This window comes from Pedobacter sp. P26 (assembly GCF_050632135.1).
GTDB lineage: Bacteria > Bacteroidota > Bacteroidia > Sphingobacteriales > Sphingobacteriaceae > Pedobacter.
In genome coordinates this window covers 2,910,842-2,931,886 of sequence record NZ_CP192574.1, presented here as the reverse complement: position 1 = coordinate 2,931,886, position 21,045 = coordinate 2,910,842, and the positions used below count along the sequence as shown (strand labels likewise).

Below are 21,045 nucleotides of genomic sequence, written 5' to 3'. Positions count from 1 at the left end.
CAACTTAACTCTCTTAACGTCTTAATGGTCAGCTAATGGGATAAGTGTTTAAATCGGTTTATTGACTCCCAGCTCCAAACTAAACAGCCCTTCGACTCCGCTCAGGGTGACTAATCTAGATAACCTACTCAAGACTTTGGACTACAGACTGAGGACTTCGGACTGAATGCTAATCTAAAAATACTTATCAAGCGTTAAGCCATACGTAAGGTTAAGGTTTTCGCTACGCGTAATGTTCAATTTATTATAATTCAATGCCACGGTAAGGCTTATCCATTTGCGGAGTTTTAACCCAAGGGTAGTGGTAGAGCGGATGATATGATCGCCTTTTCTATCGAACGAATTTTGTAAAAAATGATTCCCATCAAGCGTAATCAACTCTTTTATGGCGAAATGATATTGTAATCTTAGTGAATTCCGGTATGTATGGTAACTATCACCTGCAATTAAGCTACTTTGATCAAATAATATCCCATCACTTAGGTTAATATAGGCATTAGGTTTATCCAATACACTATAGGCGATGCCTCCGCCCGCAAGCAATTGGTTTTTTAATTTTAACGAATAACTGGTATTGTAATTGACCAAACCCCAATAATAAAAATGCGGGAAGGTTTTATACAGGTTAAAGTTTAAGGTGGTAGAAAAATCGTTGTTGGTTAAATTACTGTTCTGCTTGCCATAAAGCCATGCGGTAGTTGAATTTAGAACAAAACTTTTCTTTTTCATGCCGAAATTAAGCGCATTGTTTAATAAATAGGCACGATCGTCATTTGTGCGGTTAATCGATCCGGTTGAAGTAAGCAGTACATGGTAATTGGTACTATCGGTATATTGAGCGTTTGATTTAAAATAGCTTATGAAAAAGAAAAAAGGCAATACAATAAACTTCATAAGCTACTTAACATTTATCGCTATCAATGTGTTTAATTAGAATTTAATTCTGGTCGTACCATTTTGGTACTGGTATATATTCCCGGTTCCAGGTTATTTCATTATTTTCATTTTTATAACCGGCTGATATTAATACGATACGTGGCTCTTCTGCTACAATTTCTTTTTAAACTGGTAAGCATCAACGGCTAAGTGCTGATAAAGCTTATCTTGTTCTATTTTATTATCTGCTAATAGAATCAAAGCACTTTCGCCTGTTTTAAGGGTATGGATAAACGCGCCTTTTACTTTCATGATAGCTTTTAATGTAAGACAATTAAAACCATGATATGTTTTGTTCAATTCTAGTTAGAAAATATAAAACCCGACCAACAATAAAGCCTGCAAGATGTAACTCGCAGGCTCCTGATGACTAATGCAGGTTGATTAGTTTAGTGTTAATTCAATTACAGGGATTTCAAAATCAGGCTTTTTCTTGGGTAGTTTTAATAACAGCGTATTAGCATTTGATTTTTCATTGTCGATCTGTACTTCCGAATTATCATGTAAAAACTGTGCATATTTCGTTTTGTCTTTATAACCTTCTAAGGTAATGGAACCAGTATTAGGATATTCGAACAAGTGCACATATAATTTTTTGGTGTCTTTGTTATAGGTAAGTTTTACACCTTCAGGTGCTTTAAATTCGGCTGGGGCAAAAGTACAGTGGTAAATTGATTTCGAGTTGGCATGCATCCATAGGCTTAGACTATCTAAAGCAATGTTTGCTCTGTTATCAAATTCGCCGCGGGCAGTAGGACCAACATTTAACAATAAGTTGCCGCCATTGGCTACCGAAGTAATTAATAAATCCAATAATTTCCTGTTGCTTTTCCAGGTATTTTCATCGCGATGATATCCCCATGAGCCTGAAAAGGTTTGACAGGTTTCCCAAACTTTTCCATGGTATTTTTCTAATTCTTTCGGACTAACCTGTTCAGGTGTTTCGAAATCTGTACCATCTTCATAATCATTGAGATCTAAACGGTTATCTACAATAATTTGTGGCTGCAGTTTTCTAATTTGCTTAAGTAGTGCAACCGAACCCCAATCATCATGGCCTTTACCATATTTGCCGGGATAAGAAAAGTCGGCCCATAGAATATCGATTTTTCCATACCGGGTTAACAGTTCAGTTACCTGATCGAATAAATATTTACGATATTTAGCCATATCCCTGTTTTTGTTTAATGCTGCATATTCAGCTTCGTTATCATTATTTGGTTTTAAGGGATGATACCTATCAACTGTAAAATCAGGATGGTGCCAGTCAATAAGCGAATAATAAAAACCTACTTTGATGCCTTCTGCGCGGAAAGCTTCCACAAATTCTTTTACCAGGTCTCTTTTTGCCTGTGTATTGGTGGCTTTATAATCGGTGTATTTGCTATCAAACAAGGTAAAGCCTTCGTGGTGTTTGGTAGTGAGCACGGCATATTTCATTCCCGCCGCTTTAGCTTCCTTTGCCCACTGTTTGGGGTTATATAAATCGGGATTAAACTGATCGAAATATTTCTGGTAGTTTTCGTTGGTGATGTGTTCATTGCTCTTAACCCATTCGTGGCGCGCTGGCATTGCATATAAACCCCAGTGGATGAACATGCCGAAACGGGCATCTGTCCACCATTCCATTCTTTTGGTTTTTTCAGCAGCGGTTTCATTGCTCAGCCGATTTTGGGTAAAACCAGAAAAAGTTAGGCTGAACATCAGCAAAGCTGATAAAATTAGTTTTCTCATTTGTGGTTATTTTGGTTAGGATGAAAAGCTAATTTACTATGCTATGAGCTTCTAAAATGTTGGGATATGAGCAAAATATTAAGTTAAATTGGTTTAAATGCTAACGGCTAAGGCTGAAGTTCTTAAAACTTTGAAGAAGATATTCTTGTTTAATTAGCAGTATTGAAACTTAATTAGACAAGAAGCAATGAAAACACAAAAAACACCTGCCAAACAAAACAAACAACCGGGGATAGAAGCGAAGATGGATCCAAAACCTGAAGTAATTAAAGCAACCTATAAGGGAGCGGGTAAACTGAATGATAAGGTCGCATTAATTACCGGTGGAGATAGTGGAATTGGCCGTTCGGTAGCTGTCCATTTTGCACGAGAAGGTGCTGATGTGGCCATTGTTTATCTGGATGAAGATATTGATGCAAAAGAAACCCAAAAAATGGTTGAAGCTGAAGGTAAAAGTTGCTTATTGATTAAAGGAGATGTAAAAAAGCCTCCGTTCTGTAAAAAGGCCGTAGAAACAACGGTTAAAAAGTTTGGAAAGATCAATATTTTGGTCAATAATGCCGGGATGCAGGTTCCGCAGAAAGATCCAAAAAATATTGACAGTAAGCAATTGGAGGATACCTTCCGTACAAATATATTCGGCTATTTTTACTTTGCACATGAGGTGTTACCCTATCTCCAGGCGGGCGATGCCATTATCAATACTACCTCAGTAACAGCTTACCGTTCTTCGCCTAATCTGATCGATTACTCTTCAACAAAAGGCGCAATAACTTCATTTACCCGTTCGCTCGCTACAAATTTAGCCAAAACAGGTGTCCGGGTAAATGCCGTTGCGCCAGGCCCGGTATGGACACCACTCATTGTATCTACCTTTGATGAAGAAAAGATTAAGTCATTTGGATCAGAAACGGCAATGGAAAGGGCAGGGCAACCTTCAGAACTTGGCCCATCTTATGTATTCCTTGCTTCAGACGATGCCTCGTTTATTACCGGACAGGTAATACATGTTAACGGTGGGGAAGTTGTAAATGGGTAATTTCTGTTACCTTTAAAACTACTTGAAAAACTATGTCATCAGATTCATCTAAAAATTGGCGTTTTAAGCTTCACGAAATTATTTACGAATCGAACACACCGGCTGGTAAAGCTTTTGATGTGGGGCTGTTAATTGCCATTTTTTCCAGCATTATTGTGGTGATGCTCGATAGTGTGGTCAGTATCCATCAGCAATATGGCAAGTTGTTTAACATTACAGAATGGATTTTTGCCGCGCTTTTCACCATCGAATATATTTTAAGGCTGGTCAGTATTAGAAAACCGATCCGGTACGTAATCAGTCCTTTAGGAATTATTGATCTGATCGCCTTACTACCATCTTATTTAAGTATATTTCTTATTGGTGCACAATCTTTGCTGGTTTTTAGAGCGTTAAGGCTGCTTCGTGTTTTCAGGATATTCAAACTCGGACATTTTTTAACGGAGATTAATTTCTTAACCCATGCATTAAAAAACAGTGTCCGCAAGATTAGCATATTTCTGCTTACCGTTTTAACCATTACCGTAATTCTGGGCTCTATTATGTATTTGGTAGAAAAACGGGAAAATGGGTTCTCAAATATCCCAGAAAGCATTTATTGGGCTATTGTAACCATCACTACAGTAGGTTATGGTGATATTTCGCCCATTACACCGCTTGGAAAATTTGTGGCTTCTGTAGTGATGCTCATCGGTTATGCCATCATAGCAGTACCTACCGGAATTATTACCCACGACATTGCAGTTGCTGCTCGACAGAAAAAAGAAATGCCCGAATCTTGCCCTAGCTGTAGCAGGGAAGGACATGATAGCGATGCCTTGTTTTGTAAATACTGCGGATCGTCATTGTTTAAATAAAAATGCCAGACAATTTTTGCCTGGCATCCGGTATTCTTGCTATAAAACTACTTTATAACATTTCGTCATCTTCCTTTTCGTAGGCGTTTGGATCTTTATCCAACTCTTCTATATCCGATTCGTTGTAATCTTCCGATTCACTTTCCAAACTTGCATCATCTTCTAACACTTCATCATCTTCTTCAGGGTTTTCAATCTCTTCGTTAAGCTGTGTGCCTTCACCATCAGCAAAGGGAATCTCATCCTCCGTATACTCATCATCTTCAGTTGGTTCTGGAGTAGCATGACCTTCAGATGCATTTCCTTCCGATCGGTTGATCTGGAACTGTTCAATGTTTTGAATTTCTTCTTCCGGTTGGTTGTTTTCTTGATTTTCCATAGTATATGTTTTTATAATAGAACAGGATAAAATTGGATTAAGTTTAGTGAAAATTTAAAATCTTAATCCCCTGGTGTTGTATCGTTTTAAATAATGAGGTTATTATTCAAACTTTTTTAATGTTAACCGGGTTCTATTAGTGCATTTTTACCTTAATTACTTAATCATGAAAAACCGCTTCAATACCAGGGAAATAGCAGTAGTGGGAATGATAATTTCAGCTACTTCATTTAATGCGATTGCAAAAGCTGATTGGCATTATTCTATGTTAACTGATTATACCCATCAGCAAGACTCATTAACAACTGCGCAATTTTTGCAACAAGCGGCAATTGCAGGAATGAAAGAGGTTTTAACAGGAAAGCTTGCTGACAATAAAGCTGCTGATAAAAAAGTCAAAGCCTTTGGCCAGATGATGGTTGATGATCATACTAAGACCAATGAAGAATTAAGGACATTGGCAAAACTTAAAAAGATAGAGCTGCCCATGAGTACCCCGGAGGGTGGGCAACGGCCGGACGGAAGGATTGATTCTGCTCCTGAAAACATGAAAGATACCTCCCGTACCAAGAATGCCGGAGGAGAAGCCGGTAATACTGGTTTGGCAAAAAAAGCGGCTAACGGAACAACAGAAACTGAAGTAACCCAATCGATTGACCGGCTCAATAATTTAAGCGGAAGCTCCTTTGATAAGGCTTATATAGAAATGATGGTTTCAGATCATCAAAAAGCTGTTGCCTTGTTTGAAAAAGCATCTCAATCTTCCGATGTTGACGTTAAAACGTATGCACGGAAATATTTACCCATATTAAAAAAGCATTTAAAGAAGGTGAATGCTTTAGCCGGAAAAATAGTTTTCAATAATATTTCAGGGAAATAGAAGGGCTGGTTTAATTTATTAAGCCGGCCCTTAGCATATATGGTGTTTTTTTTCTTTTCCTTATAATATCACAAAGAAATCTCTTACGAAATCAAAAACTTGTTTAACTTTATTAAACTAAAACGATTTATTAAGCTTTTTGATGTAAAAAACTAATCAACTATGAAAAAACACTTATCGCTATCTATTTTATTGCTGTGTTTTACAATGAAATTATTTAGCGCACCTATTGAACTGTTATCGCCCGATAAACGCATTAAAATATCGGTAAATATTAAAGATAGGATCGGTTATGCGGTTACTTTTAATGGCGATTCTTTTTTAACCGATTCATATCTTCAGTTAAATCTGGATCAGGCTAAACTGGGTGCTAATACCAAACTGATCAAAAAAACACTTTCTATAGTCAATACTACTTCTAACCCGGTAATTCCACTTAAAAATAGCACGGTGGTAAACCACTATAGCTTGTTAAAACTCGATTTTAAAGGCGATTTCAGTATCGAATTCAGAGCTTATAACGATGGGATTGCTTATCGCTTCATTACCAATAAAAAAGATTCGATCAGGATAAACAGTGAAGATGTGCATCTCAATTTTAATGATAAGGTAAAAGCAGCATACCTGGAAACGGGTAGTTTTAAAACCGCTTACGAAATTCTGTACCGTCAGGATGAACTTGGAAAGGTAAATAAGGATAATATGAGTGTGCTGCCAATTTTATTCAATACCGGTAAGTATAAAGCACTATTTTCAGAAGCTGATCTCTACGATTATCCATGTTTGTTCGTAAAAGCAGTAAATGATAGAAGTATTGATGCTGTTTTTCCGAAAGTGCCTTTGGCTTTTGGTGAAGATGGAGACAGAAGCAAAAAAATATTAAAAGAGGCTGATTATATTGCTAAAACAACTGGTAAAAGATCCTTTCCCTGGCGATTTTTGGTCATAACCGATAAAGACACCCAACTGGCGGCTAATCAAATGGTGTATAAATTGAGTACGCCCAACCAGTTGGAGGATACCAAATGGATTAAACCTGGTCAGGTAACCTGGGAGTGGTGGCACAATGCTTATGTTTATGGAGTAGATTTTAAATCGGGTTATAATCAGGACACCTATAAATATTACATCGATTTTGCTTCAAAATTTGGCATTCCTTACATTATTATGGATGAAGGATGGGCAAAAACCACTTTAAATCCTTTCGAACCAAATCCAACTATCAACCTGCAGGAACTAATTGCTTATGGCAAACAAAAAAATGTAAAAATTGTACTTTGGTTTACCTGGCTGGCGGTAGAAAATCACTTCAATATTTTCGAAACACTTGAAAAGTGGGGCATTGCCGGAGTAAAAATTGATTTCATGGATAGGAGCGACCAGTGGATGGTGAATTATTATACCCGCGTAGCGAAAGAAGCGGCCAAACACCACATTTTAGTCGATTTCCATGGAGCATTTAAACCCGCAGGTTTAGAGGTGGCCTATCCAAATGTGCTTTCTTATGAAGGCGTTATCGGAATGGAGCAAAACATTGGAGGCGGTCTGGCTACACCAAACAACAATTTGTTTCTTCCATTTTTGCGTAATGCAGTGGGGCCTATGGATTACACTCCGGGAGCCATGCGTTCGGCACATAAGCAAGATTATAAACCCAGCTGGGTAAATACCATGAGCATAGGTACCAGAGCGCATCAACTGGCTATGTATATTGTTTTTGAAAGTGGTTTTCAAATGTTGGCCGATAATCCTTTTAACTATTTAAGAGAGCCTGAAACCACTTCGTTTATTACCGGCGTTCCAGTAACCTGGGATGAAACCAGAATTCTGAATGCCAGCGTTGGAGAATATATCGTTACCGCAAAACGTAAAGGCGAAAGATGGTTTATCGGTGCTATGGGCAACGATCAAAAACACGACCTGAAAATGGAGACCGTTTTTTGAAACCTAATATTAATTACCAGATTACCCTGATCAAAGACGGCATCAACGCCGATTTTCAGGCAATGGATTTTAAACGCATCGTAAAACCAATTAAAGCAGGAGAAACGATCGATATCAAGATGGTTAAAGACGGTGGTTTTGTTGCTGTGATAGAATCTGTTAAATAATGAAAATTAAGTATAATTATCTTTGTGTTGTCGTTATTCTCGCGTATGCAGGAATCTTAAAGCATACAAATAACTTTATAATGCATTAAGGTTCCCAATCAGATTGGGAATGACGGCTTCTCGATATATTATTCTTGCCACTTTTTTATTGGGATGAACTTGCTACTATACCAAAGGATAGCGCTATCCTTTGGTATAGTAATAGCTTTTTGATACTTCGTATCTGTAATTTTGCCAGACATAAAAAGGCAAAAAAATGAAAATATTACATCTTATATCAAGCCCAAGAGGCGAAGCATCTTTCAGTATTAAATTGGGAAATGCCATCGTAGAAAAATTACAGGCTGCAAATCCAGGTAGCACTTTAACAACTCACGACCTTACCAATACCCCTTTTTCCGCATTTGGAGGAAGTACATATCAATTCTTTCTTTACACCGCAGGAAAATCACACCGCAGAATTTACGGAAGCAATAAAACATTCAAATGAGGCCATTGCCGAACTTAAAGATGCCGATGTGATTGTAATCGGTGCGCCATTGTATAATTTCGGTATCCCTTCTACTTTAAAAGCATGGATCGATCATATTGCAAGGGCAGGGCAAACATTCCGTTACTCAGAAAAAGGTCCTGAAGGTTTGGTGAAAAATAAAAAAGTATATCTGGCGATCTCCTCCGGTGGGGTATATTCAGAAGGACCAATGAAACCTTATGATTTTACCGAATCTTATCTAAGATCGGTTCTTGGTTTTATGGGTATGACCGATATCACCGCATATCGCGCAGAAGGCGTAAGCATTCCAGATTTAAAAGATGTGGCTTTATATAAAGCAATTGAAAGTATATCACTTTAGATAGTTAATTAATCATTAGTTCACTGGTCATTAGTAAAATTAAATAATCGACTAAAGACTGTGGACTAGTGACTTTTGACTAAAAATTATGCTGCTAAATATTTCTCAACCCTGCTGGCAAAATCATTCAGATCAAAAGGTTTATTGATAAAATCTTCTGCATCACACTTTGCTTTAACTGTATTTAAATGGTTATTGGCCGACATCATCATTACCGGAATATTGTATGTTTTAATATTTCTGTTTTAGCGCATTGCAGATATCCAGTCCGTTTCCATCAGGTAACATAATGTCAAGAATTACCATATCTGGCAGATGCTTGCTCATCTGGAGCCAGAAATCGTTGATGTTTGGACTGGCCTTTACCTCGTAAAGCTCTTCAATTAATAGAAATTCGATGATTTCTCTGATATTCGGATTGTCTTCCACTACATAGATGCACTTTTTCATAAGCTCAACTTTTGTTACATGGATAACTAGTCTAGTTATCAGATGTTTAAGATAGTTATACACAATTTCTGAGTTATTAACCTTATTAGTAGCTCTTGTCATCAGTTTCTATAATTTTTACGCTAACTAAAAAAAATATAAAAATAAATTTTGATACTAATTTTTTTAGTATAGATTTGCTTTTGGAGACAAGATACAGGAGCTATCATCAAGATAATTCGATGTATTTAATTGATGATTTTAAACAAAAAAGCTTCTAGCTTGGTTTGTTTGCTGATATATTTATTTTTCTATGACCGTTACCGTTTTAGCCATATTCGAAACAGATTTCAGACCAGATCTTTCATTAGGTAAAATCATGAATGAAAGACTGAGGATTGCTGCCGCAGATTTGCAGGATATCCATTTGCAGCATTTACATGCCATTGGGCAACGTAGTGATGATTTGGTGGTTTATATCAGTTATAACCCAAAATATAAAATCAGATGGCGTGTAGTTAACGATGTGCCGGAGGATGTAGAAAACTTTGTAGCTCAAACCTGCGGTAATTTAGGTTACATTCATTGGAAAACCGCGTCGATTAATGTTTTTAAGGGAAGTGAATAATAAAGAAATGCGTTTTAAATAATATTTTTTATAGCGATCTTCATTCTCGCGTATGCGGGAATCTTAATTGATAAATTTACTATTATGATTAATAGAATTATAGAAGTTAAAAACAAGTAGGTAGCATGAAAGATGCTGAACTAAATTCAGCATGACGATTTCTCCACTATATCGTAATAAAACTCAAATAAAAAAACGGGTTACCAAATGGTAACTCGTTTTTTTATAACATAGTAGAGGAAGTATTAAACTAAAAATCCTCCGCCTAATAAATCATTTCCTTCGTAAAATACAGCCGATTGACCAGGAGCAATTGCTGAAACATTATGATCGAACACTACACGCATTTTATCCTTTTCCTGGACGATTGTACTTAACATACCCGCGTCCTTGTAACGGATTTTGGTAATCACATCATTCATTGGCTCCTCAATGCTTGCATATTTTATCAGGTTAATGTTACGAACCATAGCTTCGCGACGTTCAAGTTCCTCAGCTTTACCTAAAACTACGGTATTACTTTCTGGCAGGATTTGCGTTACAAACATGGGCTCACCAAAGGCAACGCCTAAACCTTTACGTTGACCAATGGTATAAAAAGGATAACCCTTGTGTTGCCCAACGATCATTCCATTACTTAAAATAAAATTTCCACCGGCTACTCTGTCTTCTAAATCCTCTACTTTATGTTTTAAGAAAGCCCTGTAATCGTTATCCGGAACAAAACATATTTCATAACTCTCCGATTTTTTAGCCAGTTCCTCTTGCCCCATATCTAAAGCCATCTGTCTGATTTCAGATTTGGCAAAACTACCCAACGGGAATTTAGTGCGCGAAAGGTTTTCCTGTGAAACACCCCATAACACATAAGATTGATCTTTATTTTCGTCTTTTCCCTTCGAAATTACATAACGGCCACTGTCTTGCTGACGGATATTGGCATAATGCCCGGTTGCAATAAATTCGCAATCCAGTTTATTGGCACGTTTTAAAAGCGCTTCCCATTTAATGTGTGTATTGCATAATACACACGGGTTTGGCGTTCTTCCGGCAAGGTATTCATCAACAAAATTGTCGATTACGTAATCGCCGAATTCATCCCTGATATCGAGGATATAATGTGGAAAACCATAATTTACGGCAAGAGTGCGGGCATCGTTAATGCTGTCTAATGAGCAACATCCAGTTTCCTTGCTACTACCGCCAGAAGTGGCATAATCCCAAGTCTTCATAGTTAAGCCAATAACCTCATAACCCTGCTCATGCAGCATTACAGCCGCTACCGAACTATCAACCCCGCCACTCATGGCAACCAGAATTCTACCGTGTTTACTCATCTTAAAAATATAGGATGCAAAAATAAGGTTTATTTAGCTGAAATTATTTAAAGGAAGTCAGTTACTTGTAAAAAGCGGTTACTTAGATGTGCTAAGGTGGCTTAGGTGGTCAATATTTTTTGAAAAGGAGTGATTCAGTGTTAATCACTGCCGGTAGCCTCGCTATCGCTGCAAGTCCTCTCCCGATGAAAAATCGGGATGTGGGCTTTACGCTTATATCAGGTTTATTTAACAGAGCCTGTAGTCTAAGCAACATAAACCTCGCGGGTTTTAAAAACCTGCGAGGTTTGAAAATGCAATAAATCGTATCTTCAACAATCTAAAATGTATTTTTTGTTTTACTTAAACGTTTTAGTATTGTGTTTTATGCATATTTGAAGATAAATTTATACCTTAGAATTTTCAACAAAAAACAAGCTAATTTTAAAAGATATGATTAAAAAAGTTATCCTGCCTTGCCTTTTGCTTTCAGCCATGATAGCATCGGCACAGCAGAATCTGGTACAGTATGTGAAGCCTATTATAGGCACCTCAAAAATGGGGCATACCTATCCTGGTGCAACCGTTCCCTTTGGCGCAGTACAGTTAAGTCCAGAAACCGATACTTTATCTTATGAAGTAAACGGAAAATACAATGGTGATGTATATAAATACTGTGCGGGTTACAAATACGAAGATAAAACCATTACCGGCTTTAGCCATACCCATTTCAGTGGTACAGGCCACTCTGATCTGGGCGATTTCCTGATCATGCCTACACAAGGAAAACTGCAGTTAAACCCTGGCACGGCATCAAATCCTGAAGGAGGTTACCGTTCGGCGTTTTCTCATGCCAATGAAGTGGCAGAAGCGGGTTATTATAAGGTAAAACTGGATGACGATAACATTACTGCAGAACTCACCTCAACTACAAGGGTAGGCATGCACCAATATACTTTCCCTAAATCGGATCAATCGCATATTATCCTCGATTTAATGGCCGGTATTTACAATTACGAAGAAAAACCGTTTGGACTTACGTTCGTGTAGTTAATGATACTTTGGTTACCGGTTACCGCCAGACGAATGGATGGGCGAGGACCAGGACCGTTTATTTTGCGATGAGTTTTTCTAAACCTTTTAAAAGCTACGGACGTAAAAGCTACGACGCCAAACAAGCTTACAGAGGTTTCTGGGGTAAATTCAACCAGGAACAAAACTTCCCTGAAATTGCAGGCAAAAAGTTAAAAATGTTCTTCGATTTTGATACCCGGGAAGGGGAGAAGATCAAAATTAAATTTGCTTTATCGCCAGTTAGTCAGGAAAATGCTTTGCAGAATATGCGTGCAGAAATTTCGGGCTGGGATTTCGAAAAAGTAAAAGAACAGGCACAGGCTACCTGGAACAAAGAGTTGAATAAAATCCAGGTAAAAACCTCAAACGATAATAAAATAAACTTTTATACCGCTTTATACCATGCCTACATCAATCCAACTACTTACACCGATGTTAACGGTGAGTATAAAGGTTTAGATCAGGGTATACATAAGGCTGACGGTTTTACCAATTATACCACATTCTCACTATGGGATACTTACCGTGCTTTACATCCATTCTTCAACATTACCCAGCCGGGCCGTAGTAACGACATGGTGAAATCGATGCTGGCGCATTACGATCAGAGCAGTTTGCACATGCTACCGATTTGGTCGCACTATGCCAACGATAACTGGTGTATGAGTGGTTACCATAGTGTTTCAGTAATTTCTGATGCGATTATAAAAGGTACTTACACGGGCGATCCTAATAAAGCATTGGATGCCTGTATTGCAACAGCTAAACACCGCGATTATGAAGGCATTGGCTATTATATGGATAAAGGTTATATCCCGGCAGAAAAATCGGGCATTTCGGTTTCTAATAATTTAGAGTATTCTTACGATGATTGGTCGATTGCACAACTGGCCAGGAAATTAAACCGGATGGATGTTTACGATGAGTTTATCAAACGTGCTAACAACTGGAAAAACAACTATGACAGTGCATCTGGTTTTATGCGTCCGAAATTGGCAGATGGAACATTTAAAAAACAATTTGATCCAAAAGATACCGAAGGACAGGGTTTTATTGAAGGCAACAGCTGGAATTACAGTTTCTTTGTTCCACAGGATCCTGCTTCACTAATCGAAATGATGGGCGGTAAAAAGAAATTCGCCACCCGTTTAGATACTTTGTTTACCATGCATTTACCAGATGAGTTTTTCGCACATACTGAAGACATTACCCGCGAAGGTATTATTGGCGGTTATGTTCATGGAAACGAACCGGCACACCACATTGTATATTTTTACAACTGGGCCGATCAGCCATGGAAAACACAGGCACAAGTTCGTCACATTTTAAACATGCAATATAAACCTACAGCCGATGGTTTGGGCGGAAACGATGATTGCGGACAAATGAGCGCCTGGTACATGTTTTCCTCTTTAGGATTTTATCCTGTAGCACCAGGTTCTGATGTATATTCGTTAGGAAGTCCTTTAGTTAACAATGCGGTAATCAACTTAGAGAATGGTAAAACTTTCACGGTTGAAGCCATTAAACAAAGCAATAAAAATGTATATGTAGAAAAAGTTTTATTGAATGGCAAAGAAATTACCGATCATAAAATCAAACACGCTGATATCACCAACGGTGGAAAGCTTACTTTTTACATGAGCGCAAAACCGAAGAAATAGCGATACATCCATTTAGCATTTAACCGTTGACCAATTTTTTGGTCAGCGGTTTTTTTATTTACCCTTCAAATGTCGTTCGAGCGTAGTGCAACGCAGTCGAGAACCCGAAGGCTCTGCGAAGCAAAATCTATCTCGAGATAGATCTCTCCATTCCACTGCATTCCAGTCGAGATGACGATACTTTTTATTAAATTCTCTGCATTTATAACCAGGGTGAAGGCAAGAGCCATTATCGACCAAATTTCCGTGTTTTTCCTTACCTCTGTGGCAGAAAAATATCAACTCTTTCTCTAGATAATCTGTTTTTGATGAAAACCTATAATTAAAACTAAATTTTGATATCTAAATTATCTATCGTAATATTGCGATATAAATTATGGGACTTACCAAAACAGAAATATTCACCGAAGAGCAAAATCAAATGGCAACTTTATTAAAAGCGATGGCCCATCCTGCGCGGATTGCGATTCTTCAGCGTATCCTGAAATCAGATACCTGTATTTGTGGTGATCTGGTTGAAGAACTTGGCTTAGCTCAGGCGACCATTTCTCAGCATTTAAAAGAACTTAAAAATGCCGGTATTATTCAGGGGACTATTGAAGGGGTGAGTATCTGTTATTGTATCGAACCTAAAACCTGGAAGTTATTACATACACAACTGGCCGATTTCTTTGCCTCGTATAAAGGCAAGCAAAATTGCTGTTAAAATTTTTTACATAAATCAATCGTTAAATTGCAATATTATGATTAATACATTATCAACAGAATGGAGCAGCTTCAAAGCTGAACTTCTACAATATCCTGAATTGCTGTTGCAGTTTCAATATGCTACTGATAAGTGGGTAAATGCCAGTTACCACATCACTGAAATTAAACAAGCGCCGATTACCTCAGTGGATTGCGGAGGCGTAATGAATGCCTGGACTGAAATTATTGTGCAGTTGTGGGAGCCTGCTGAGAAGGAAGAGGGCAGGGCCATGCAGGTTAAAAAGGCATTATCCATTATCAACCTGGTAGAAAGTAAACTGGCTTTAAATCCCAAAGGTATTGTGAAAATTGAATTCGGTAATTCAGAATTTGATACCAGGCAGATGTATCCTGGTGAATTTAAAATTGACGGCGACAATCTGATTATCAACCTAACACCCGATGCTACACAATGTAAGGCGATAAGTCGCGGTGGAAGTTGTGGTACAACCGCAACGGGTGAAGAATGCTGTGCACCTGCTGAGCCTGTAAAAAGAAAAATAGGGTTAGTTAACCTTACTGCTGATCAAAATAGTTGTACACCGGGTAGTGGTTGTTGCTAAGAATTTTAAATTTTAAAATAATGAAAAATGTATTGGTGCTCTGCACCGGAAACAGTTGCCGTAGTCAACTTGCAGAAGGATATTTGAAAACCTTTGCTCAAAGCAAAGCTAAAATCTATAGCGCGGGTATCGAAGTTCATGGTGTCAATCCAAGGGCGATAAAGGTAATGGCCGAAGATGGAATCGATATTTCTGGTCAAACCTCTAACAATATCGAGGACTATTTTGATGTTTCTTTTGATTATGTGATTACCGTATGTGATCATGCGAAAGAAAGTTGTCCATATTTTCCAACGCAGGCCATAAAACTGCACCATAACTTTCCCGATCCTGCAAAAGCGGCAGGTAGTGATGAGGAAATTATGGTCGAATTTAGAAACACGAGAGATCTGGTAAAGGCTTATATGGAAGATTTTGTAGACAAAAACTTAAAAGGCTAATATGTCAGCAAATGTTTGTGCACCGTCAATTCAAAGAAAACAACTAAGCTTTTTAGATCGGTATTTAACTCTGGTTTTTTTTAGCCATGTTATCGGGAATACAAAGATCTATCCAGACAGATGTAGCTTCTTTGAGCACTCCATGGTTCTCGGTTTTGTTGAACTCCGCTCGAAATGAATGACTGATTTTTACAACCTTTCATGTTATAATTCATTCCATGATTTGTTGGCTCACCCAGCCAATCTTTTACAGCCAGGATTTATTCGGCAAATGTATTTCTGCCAGCATACATCTTGCGCTTCCACCACCATTTTTTTCAATGGTGTAAAGTGGTGCATAAATGATTCTGCTGTATTGTTCAAGCGCAGCAATCTGCTCAGCAGTTAAGGATAGATAAGCCTGTTCCGACATCACCAGTAAACTTTCGTTAACTGCATTGCTCAGCTGTAACATGTTGCCTGCAAATTTGTTCATCTGTTCCAGGCTGATTTCGATGATTTCTTTTCCGGCGCCTTTTAAACTGATGGTTACATTCAGTTTTTCTTCAGGATCTTTAATCGAATCCAGACAAATTACCGCAAAACGGTCGCCGATGCACATCATGACATTGGTATGGTAAATCGGGAAATTTGATTCATCAACTGCCTGGAATGCCACCGGTTCATATCCGGTCAGCATGCAAAAATTGTTTAACACTTCTTCATCAGTACGCACACTTAAGCAGGCATAAGCAATTTTGTTAGTACGATCTAATACCATGCTTCCTGTTCCCTCTAAAAATGCATGTTGATGTTCGTAAAAGCTTAAATCGCTGATGTGATTAACTTCAAAGTTTTCTTTTAAACCATCCAATATCTCTTTTCTGCGCTCCAATCTTCGGTTTTCAGAAAACATCGGATAAAGATATACTGAGCCATCCTCATGAAAGGAAACCCAATTGTTGGGAAAAATAGAATCAGGTGTTTCAGGTTGTAAGGTATCATCAACCACCGTCACATCAACATTATTTTTCCGCAGTAAATCAACAAAGGCATCAAACTCTTTTAAGGCCTCTGTTTGTACATTGGTTTCACTAGAAGCAACTTGAAACTTGTTATTTCCAGCCGTTTGCTCGTTGAATTTAAAATCAATAGGGCGGATCATTAAAATGTGATTGGTCGTCTGCATATTGGTAAAAGGTAAAAGGCGTAAGGTTTAAGGTTGCATACTGCCCCAAAAAGTTTTCAATAAATATCAGGCACTTATACTATAGGCAAATTTAACCTTAAACCCTATACCTTACGCCTTAAGCCTCAAATATTGTCTCTAAATATCGGCAAACTCATACAATGGAAACCGCCACGTGCCCGCGATAATTCTGCTGAAGGCATTAAAATCAACGTATCGGTTATGGTTTCGGCATTTACTTTGCCGCTTTCTAAATCCTGGATCAAATCTTTTACATCCACTACATCAAAGCCAGCAGTTTTAAAGGCTTCAACGGTTTTATCGTTTCTGTCGTAACCTAAAACCACACCTTCTTTAATGGCTAAAAGGTTACAAGAATCTGTCCATTGTTCTCTCGAATCGTAAGGAAACAGGTTATTTCCGCTATAAATAATCTTAGTTGGTTCGGTGCTTTTTAAATCGTTCCGGCTAATGTCATTTAATAAAGCTTCTACATGTTCGAAATGTTTAGGCTCTTGTGGATTAGCTTTTGTAAACTGAATAGCAGTAGTAGCCTCCAATTTTTCAGGTTCTTTTAAAAAGTTGATTGGCTCGTAAGGATTAAATTTCGGAGAATGAGCAATTGAGTTCAAAATTACCCATGTATTGCGTTTAACCTGCGTAAAAACTGTGTCCAGGTGCATGTAATCACGTTTGCTTGGTATTTTTACCACCGTAACTTTTTCTACTACATCCTGGTCGAACAACAATTTAATAGCCTCATTGGCGCCATGTTCTGATGTTCTTTCACTACAGCCGATCAATACATGGTTTGGACTTACCATCATCACATCGCCGCCTTCTAAAGTAGTACTGAAAGCTGGTTCATCACCTGGTCTTAAAAAATGCATGGTCACATCCGGAATTTCGAGGATATTATTGCGGTAGTGCTCAAACAATGGATGGTTGAAGAAAATGTAACGCATTAAAAGTGTTTCGCGCACACGGGCTTTTTTTGCCGGTTTGTTTAATAAAATGTGGTTATTAATCGTTGTACCCAAATCCCTGGTAAAAATTAAATTCGGGATCGGCGCAAAAATCATGGTATCGTTAGCCAATGTTCCGGAGATAAAAATCTCTGCCAATTGTTTCGGATCGGTATTGGTTAATTCCAATTGAACCTTATAAGTACAGCCTTCAATCGCACAAACGGCGGCAACCAGTTTTTTGCGAATGGATTCGTTCTCCAGCATTTCGCTTAACAGGTTCTGAATCTCGATTACAGATTTAGAATTGTGGAAATCGGGGTGGTTGGGTTTGTAAAAATTACGGTCTGATGCTTCTGAATCTATTTCGGCCAGTTTTCCTTTGATCTTTTCAGGATCAAGAAAATACATCAGCAGTTTAATATAATAATCATATTCATCTTTTCGGATGGTATCTAAATGTACAATATCTTCGAAAAGCCAATCTTGTGCCTTAGAGGGTACTACTTTGCCTAATCCACTATCAGGACTATGTATTAATAATTTACGCAATCTGCCGATTTCGGTGTTTACGCTCACTTTAAAATTGGGGTTCTGCTCGCTCATAAATAAGTTAGTTGTTACAAATCTATTAGAAAAATTTAGATATGAGAATTGAGAGGTGAGATTTAAGGTAGACTGATACTTAGAAGGGTTTATTTATTGCACAGAGCCGGGATCCCTAACTATTGGAATTTTTGCGCTTCGGAAAGTCCGATGTCAGAAAGTCGGAAGATATAGTTTGAAAGTGCATGGCCTGAAATTTTGAAGACTAATAAGTTTTATATGATCGGCATCCTGTCTTCCGACCTCGGACCTCCGACTCCGGAATTTTTAATGCACAGCACCGACGTCCCTAAACCTTATTGAAGCGGCAGCTCCCAATTTCTTCAATCGGGACTACAGCGGAAAGAAGGACTAGCGGCACCGATAAGCACTACAGCACCTTTCCAAACCTTTTAAAAATTATGAAAATTAAAGTCTTAAGTGAAATATTAGAATTTTAGAGCGTCCGAAAGTCCGAAGATATAGTTTGAAATTGCATGGTCTGAAATTTTGAAGACTAATAAGTTTTATATGGTCGGCATCCTGTCTTCCGACCTCGGACCTCCGACTTCGGACTTTTTTAATGCACAGCACCGTCATCCCTAAACCTTATTGAAGCGGCAGCTCCCGATTTCTTCAATCGGGACTATAGCGGAAAGAAGGACTATCGAAAACGACTGGCACTACAGTAGCTTTCCAAAGCCCTTATAGTGATGAAAATTGAAATTTAGGCTAAAAAAATCTTCGGACTTCGGTCTCCCGACTTCGGACTTTTTTCTCTATTTTTGGCGCATGAATTTTATTATTGCCGAAACACAGAAAGCCATTTTTGAACTTTATAAGGAAGAAGTAGCCGAAAGTGTGATCAACATACAAGAAACCCGCAAAGAATTTGAAGGACAGGCAACCATTGTTGTTTTTCCAATCACCAAAATTTCAAAGAAATCGCCGGAACAAACAGCCACAGAAATTGGCGAATATTTAGTCGCTAACGTAGCTGATATTACCAAATTTAACGTAGTTAAGGGCTTTTTAAACTTAAGCATTGCCGAAAGTTATTTCTTAAAACAGTTTAACGAAGAAATTTTATCGCCTGATTTTGGTGTGTATGCAGCGAATGGTAAAAAGGTAATGGTTGAATATTCGTCGCCGAATACCAATAAACCACTTCACCTGGGGCATGTTCGTAATAATTTGCTGGGTTATTCGGTTTCTGAGCTGCTTAAAGCTTACGGTTATGATGTGGTGAAGGTAAACCTGGTTAACGACCGTGGGATCCACATCTGTAAATCAATGCTGGCCTGGCAAAAGTGGGGTAATGGCGAAACACCTGAAAGTACAGGCTTAAAGGGCGATCACCTGGTTGGAAAATACTATGTAGTTTTTGATAAGGAGTATAAAAAAGAGATTGATGCTTTAAAAGCGGAAGGACAAACAGAAGACGAAGCGAAGAAAAATGCCCCATTAATTAAGGAAGCACAACAAATGCTGTTAAAATGGGAGCAAGGAGATGAGGAAGTGGTTTTGCTTTGGAAAACCATGAACGAATGGGTTTACGCTGGTTTTAACGTGACTTACAAAAACCTTGGGGTTGATTTTGATAAATTCTACTACGAAAGTAATACTTACCTGCTAGGAAAAGGTACGGTTGATGAAGGTTTGGCTAAAGGTGTTTTCTTTAAAAAGGACGATGGTTCGGTATGGATTGATTTAACTGCCGATGGTTTAGACCAGAAACTGGTTTTGCGTGCTGATGGAACTTCGGTTTACATTACTCAGGATTTAGGTACTGCCGAAATGAAACACGATGATTTCAATATGGATGAGTCTATTTATGTGGTCGGCAATGAGCAGGATTACCATTTCAAAGTGTTGTTCCTGATTTTAGAAAAACTGGGCAAAAGCTGGGCAAAAGGTTTATACCATTTATCGTACGGGATGGTCGATTTGCCAAACGGAAAAATGAAAAGTCGAGAGGGAACAGTTGTAGATGCCGACGAATTAATTGAAAGCATGGTAAGCACTGCCCGCGAAAAAACAGAAGAATTGGGTAAAACCAATGATTTTAGCGAAGCAGACAAAGAAGAACTGTATAAAAATATAGGTTTAGGTGCCTTGAAATATTTCCTTTTAAAGGTTGAACCGAAAAAACGTTTATTGTTTAATCCGGCTGAGAGTATCGATTTTCAGGGGAATACCGGGCCGTTTATTCAGTATACACATGCGCGGATTAAATCATTGCTGAGCAAGTCGGATTATCAATTTGCAGTTGGCAGTGAGCAGTTTTCAGGAATATCAGGTGTAGAACTAGAAATGATTTTGCAGTTGGCTAAATATCCTGAAGAGATTGCCATTGCGGCAAAAGCTTACAGTCCGGCGAGTTTGGCCAACTATTTATATGAACTGGCTAAATTGTTTAACAAATTTTACCATGAGGTACCGCCGATTGTAAAAACGGAAGAAGGTGAACTGAAACAGTTCCGTTTAAACCTGAGCAAAAAAACTGCTGATATCATTCATGCAGGAATGTTGATTTTGGGGATTACTTCGCCGGAAAGAATGTAAGATGGATGATGTGAGATGGAAACATATACTGCGTTCCTTAATTATTACACAAAATAGGGGAGTCGTGATATCATTTAATTATATAAATAATCTGAATTAGTAAAAACTAAC

19 protein-coding genes and 2 pseudogenes are annotated in these 21,045 nt (G+C 38.1%); 12 read left to right on the top strand and 9 right to left on the bottom strand.

The genetic code is table 11. The annotated features are described in order from the left end of the window. Nucleotides 1-174: 174 nt before the first annotated feature. The 3 genes from ACQ86H_RS13670 to ACQ86H_RS13660 all read right to left on the bottom strand — a co-directional run bounded on the left by ACQ86H_RS13670 (nt 175) and on the right by ACQ86H_RS13660 (nt 2,670). The gene (locus tag ACQ86H_RS13670) at nt 175-894 is read right to left on the bottom strand and encodes a DUF481 domain-containing protein (protein ID WP_138821262.1); all 720 of its coding nucleotides are present in this window, start codon (nt 892-894) and stop codon (nt 175-177) included. A 153-nt stretch (nt 895-1,047) separates the two neighbouring features. Then, complete coding sequence (locus ACQ86H_RS13665; RefSeq protein ID WP_431295185.1) at nt 1,048-1,188, bottom strand: hypothetical protein; 141 nt, start codon at nt 1,186-1,188, stop codon at nt 1,048-1,050. 132 nt (nt 1,189-1,320) lie between these two features. Then, complete coding sequence (locus tag ACQ86H_RS13660) at nt 1,321-2,670, bottom strand: alpha-L-fucosidase (RefSeq protein WP_431295184.1); 1,350 nt, start codon at nt 2,668-2,670, stop codon at nt 1,321-1,323. 187 nt (nt 2,671-2,857) lie between these two features. On the opposite strand from ACQ86H_RS13660, the gene ACQ86H_RS13655 reads away from it, so the two are divergent. Continuing rightward, nucleotides 2,858-3,709: an SDR family oxidoreductase gene (locus tag ACQ86H_RS13655; RefSeq protein WP_138821264.1), complete on the top strand. Its 852-nt coding sequence runs from the start codon at nt 2,858-2,860 to the stop codon at nt 3,707-3,709. 32 nt (nt 3,710-3,741) lie between these two features. After that, nucleotides 3,742-4,566: an ion transporter gene (locus ACQ86H_RS13650; RefSeq protein WP_138821265.1), complete on the top strand. Its 825-nt coding sequence runs from the start codon at nt 3,742-3,744 to the stop codon at nt 4,564-4,566. Nucleotides 4,567-4,618: 52 nt separating this feature from the next. Here the strand turns inward: ACQ86H_RS13650 and ACQ86H_RS13645 are convergent, their stop codons facing one another. Beyond that, on the bottom strand, nt 4,619-4,945 hold the full coding sequence (locus tag ACQ86H_RS13645) for a hypothetical protein (protein ID WP_431295183.1): 327 nt from the start codon (nt 4,943-4,945) through the stop codon (nt 4,619-4,621). 166 nt (nt 4,946-5,111) lie between these two features. Here ACQ86H_RS13645 and ACQ86H_RS13640 point away from each other — a divergent pair, with 166 nt between their 5' ends. The 4 genes and pseudogenes from ACQ86H_RS13640 (at nt 5,112) to ACQ86H_RS13625 (ending at nt 8,790) form a co-directional block, all read left to right on the top strand. Further along, the gene (locus tag ACQ86H_RS13640; RefSeq protein ID WP_431295182.1) at nt 5,112-5,825 is read left to right on the top strand and encodes a DUF4142 domain-containing protein; all 714 of its coding nucleotides are present in this window, start codon (nt 5,112-5,114) and stop codon (nt 5,823-5,825) included. 162 nt (nt 5,826-5,987) lie between these two features. Continuing rightward, nucleotides 5,988-7,936, top strand: a pseudogene (locus ACQ86H_RS13635) (glycoside hydrolase family 97 protein). A gap of 256 nt (nt 7,937-8,192) precedes the next feature. Beyond that, a complete protein-coding gene (locus ACQ86H_RS13630) occupies nt 8,193-8,426 on the top strand; it encodes an NAD(P)H-dependent oxidoreductase (protein WP_431295181.1) in 234 nt (77 codons plus the stop codon). Continuing rightward, complete coding sequence (locus tag ACQ86H_RS13625; protein ID WP_431295180.1) at nt 8,341-8,790, top strand: FMN-dependent NADH-azoreductase; 450 nt, start codon at nt 8,341-8,343, stop codon at nt 8,788-8,790. The genes ACQ86H_RS13630 and ACQ86H_RS13625 overlap by 86 nt, the downstream gene beginning before the upstream one ends. A gap of 86 nt (nt 8,791-8,876) precedes the next feature. Here ACQ86H_RS13625 and ACQ86H_RS13620 read toward each other — a convergent pair whose 3' ends face one another. Both ACQ86H_RS13620 and ACQ86H_RS13615 read right to left on the bottom strand, forming a co-directional pair. Further along, nucleotides 8,877-9,002 (bottom strand): hypothetical protein, encoded by a 126-nt coding sequence (locus tag ACQ86H_RS13620; RefSeq protein ID WP_431295179.1) that lies wholly within the window; start codon nt 9,000-9,002, stop codon nt 8,877-8,879. Between the two features lie 19 nt (nt 9,003-9,021). Beyond that, complete coding sequence (locus tag ACQ86H_RS13615; protein WP_431295178.1) at nt 9,022-9,240, bottom strand: response regulator; 219 nt, start codon at nt 9,238-9,240, stop codon at nt 9,022-9,024. Nucleotides 9,241-9,532: 292 nt separating this feature from the next. Here ACQ86H_RS13615 and ACQ86H_RS13610 point away from each other — a divergent pair, with 292 nt between their 5' ends. Further along, nucleotides 9,533-9,847, top strand: coding sequence for a hypothetical protein (locus ACQ86H_RS13610; RefSeq protein WP_138821271.1), 315 nt, complete (start codon nt 9,533-9,535; stop codon nt 9,845-9,847). 245 nt (nt 9,848-10,092) lie between these two features. Here ACQ86H_RS13610 and mnmA read toward each other — a convergent pair whose 3' ends face one another. After that, a complete protein-coding gene (gene mnmA, locus ACQ86H_RS13605; protein ID WP_138821272.1) occupies nt 10,093-11,184 on the bottom strand; it encodes a tRNA 2-thiouridine(34) synthase MnmA in 1,092 nt (363 codons plus the stop codon). Between the two features lie 432 nt (nt 11,185-11,616). Here mnmA and ACQ86H_RS13600 point away from each other — a divergent pair. The 4 genes and pseudogenes from ACQ86H_RS13600 to ACQ86H_RS13585 all read left to right on the top strand — a co-directional run bounded on the left by ACQ86H_RS13600 (nt 11,617) and on the right by ACQ86H_RS13585 (nt 15,651). Further along, nucleotides 11,617-13,901: pseudogene (locus ACQ86H_RS13600) on the top strand (GH92 family glycosyl hydrolase). A gap of 376 nt (nt 13,902-14,277) precedes the next feature. Continuing rightward, nucleotides 14,278-14,607, top strand: coding sequence for an ArsR/SmtB family transcription factor (locus ACQ86H_RS13595; RefSeq protein ID WP_138821273.1), 330 nt, complete (start codon nt 14,278-14,280; stop codon nt 14,605-14,607). A 37-nt stretch (nt 14,608-14,644) separates the two neighbouring features. Further along, nucleotides 14,645-15,211 (top strand): DUF6428 family protein, encoded by a 567-nt coding sequence (locus tag ACQ86H_RS13590; RefSeq protein ID WP_138821274.1) that lies wholly within the window; start codon nt 14,645-14,647, stop codon nt 15,209-15,211. Between the two features lie 20 nt (nt 15,212-15,231). After that, a complete protein-coding gene (locus ACQ86H_RS13585) occupies nt 15,232-15,651 on the top strand; it encodes an arsenate reductase ArsC (protein ID WP_431295177.1) in 420 nt (139 codons plus the stop codon). Nucleotides 15,652-15,898: 247 nt separating this feature from the next. Here the strand turns inward: ACQ86H_RS13585 and ctlX are convergent, their stop codons facing one another. Beyond that, entirely contained in the window at nt 15,899-16,819 is a 921-nt protein-coding gene (gene ctlX, locus ACQ86H_RS13580; protein WP_138821276.1) for a citrulline utilization hydrolase CtlX, read from the bottom strand. Between the two features lie 125 nt (nt 16,820-16,944). Next, the gene (locus ACQ86H_RS13575; RefSeq protein WP_138821277.1) at nt 16,945-18,390 is read right to left on the bottom strand and encodes an arginine deiminase family protein; all 1,446 of its coding nucleotides are present in this window, start codon (nt 18,388-18,390) and stop codon (nt 16,945-16,947) included. Between the two features lie 771 nt (nt 18,391-19,161). On the opposite strand from ACQ86H_RS13575, the gene argS reads away from it, so the two are divergent. Continuing rightward, nucleotides 19,162-20,934: an arginine--tRNA ligase gene (argS, locus tag ACQ86H_RS13570; RefSeq protein ID WP_138821278.1), complete on the top strand. Its 1,773-nt coding sequence runs from the start codon at nt 19,162-19,164 to the stop codon at nt 20,932-20,934. The last annotated feature ends 111 nt before the right edge of the window (nt 20,935-21,045 follow it).

Coding starts and splice junctions, on each gene's coding strand:
- ACQ86H_RS13630 (WP_431295181.1), top strand. CDS start 8,193: ATGAAAATATTACATCTTATATCAAGCCCAAGAGGCGAAGCATCTTTC.
- ctlX (WP_138821276.1), bottom strand. CDS start 16,819: ATGCAGACGACCAATCACATTTTAATGATCCGCCCTATTGATTTTAAA.
- ACQ86H_RS13660 (WP_431295184.1), bottom strand. CDS start 2,670: ATGAGAAAACTAATTTTATCAGCTTTGCTGATGTTCAGCCTAACTTTT.
- ACQ86H_RS13670 (WP_138821262.1), bottom strand. CDS start 894: ATGAAGTTTATTGTATTGCCTTTTTTCTTTTTCATAAGCTATTTTAAA.
- ACQ86H_RS13620 (WP_431295179.1), bottom strand. CDS start 9,002: ATGATGATGTCGGCCAATAACCATTTAAATACAGTTAAAGCAAAGTGT.
- ACQ86H_RS13665 (WP_431295185.1), bottom strand. CDS start 1,188: ATGAAAGTAAAAGGCGCGTTTATCCATACCCTTAAAACAGGCGAAAGT.
- ACQ86H_RS13655 (WP_138821264.1), top strand. CDS start 2,858: ATGAAAACACAAAAAACACCTGCCAAACAAAACAAACAACCGGGGATA.
- ACQ86H_RS13575 (WP_138821277.1), bottom strand. CDS start 18,390: ATGAGCGAGCAGAACCCCAATTTTAAAGTGAGCGTAAACACCGAAATC.
- ACQ86H_RS13595 (WP_138821273.1), top strand. CDS start 14,278: ATGGGACTTACCAAAACAGAAATATTCACCGAAGAGCAAAATCAAATG.
- ACQ86H_RS13610 (WP_138821271.1), top strand. CDS start 9,533: ATGACCGTTACCGTTTTAGCCATATTCGAAACAGATTTCAGACCAGAT.
- ACQ86H_RS13585 (WP_431295177.1), top strand. CDS start 15,232: ATGAAAAATGTATTGGTGCTCTGCACCGGAAACAGTTGCCGTAGTCAA.
- argS (WP_138821278.1), top strand. CDS start 19,162: ATGAATTTTATTATTGCCGAAACACAGAAAGCCATTTTTGAACTTTAT.
- ACQ86H_RS13615 (WP_431295178.1), bottom strand. CDS start 9,240: ATGAAAAAGTGCATCTATGTAGTGGAAGACAATCCGAATATCAGAGAA.
- ACQ86H_RS13590 (WP_138821274.1), top strand. CDS start 14,645: ATGATTAATACATTATCAACAGAATGGAGCAGCTTCAAAGCTGAACTT.
- mnmA (WP_138821272.1), bottom strand. CDS start 11,184: ATGAGTAAACACGGTAGAATTCTGGTTGCCATGAGTGGCGGGGTTGAT.
- ACQ86H_RS13645 (WP_431295183.1), bottom strand. CDS start 4,945: ATGGAAAATCAAGAAAACAACCAACCGGAAGAAGAAATTCAAAACATT.
- ACQ86H_RS13650 (WP_138821265.1), top strand. CDS start 3,742: ATGTCATCAGATTCATCTAAAAATTGGCGTTTTAAGCTTCACGAAATT.
- ACQ86H_RS13640 (WP_431295182.1), top strand. CDS start 5,112: ATGAAAAACCGCTTCAATACCAGGGAAATAGCAGTAGTGGGAATGATA.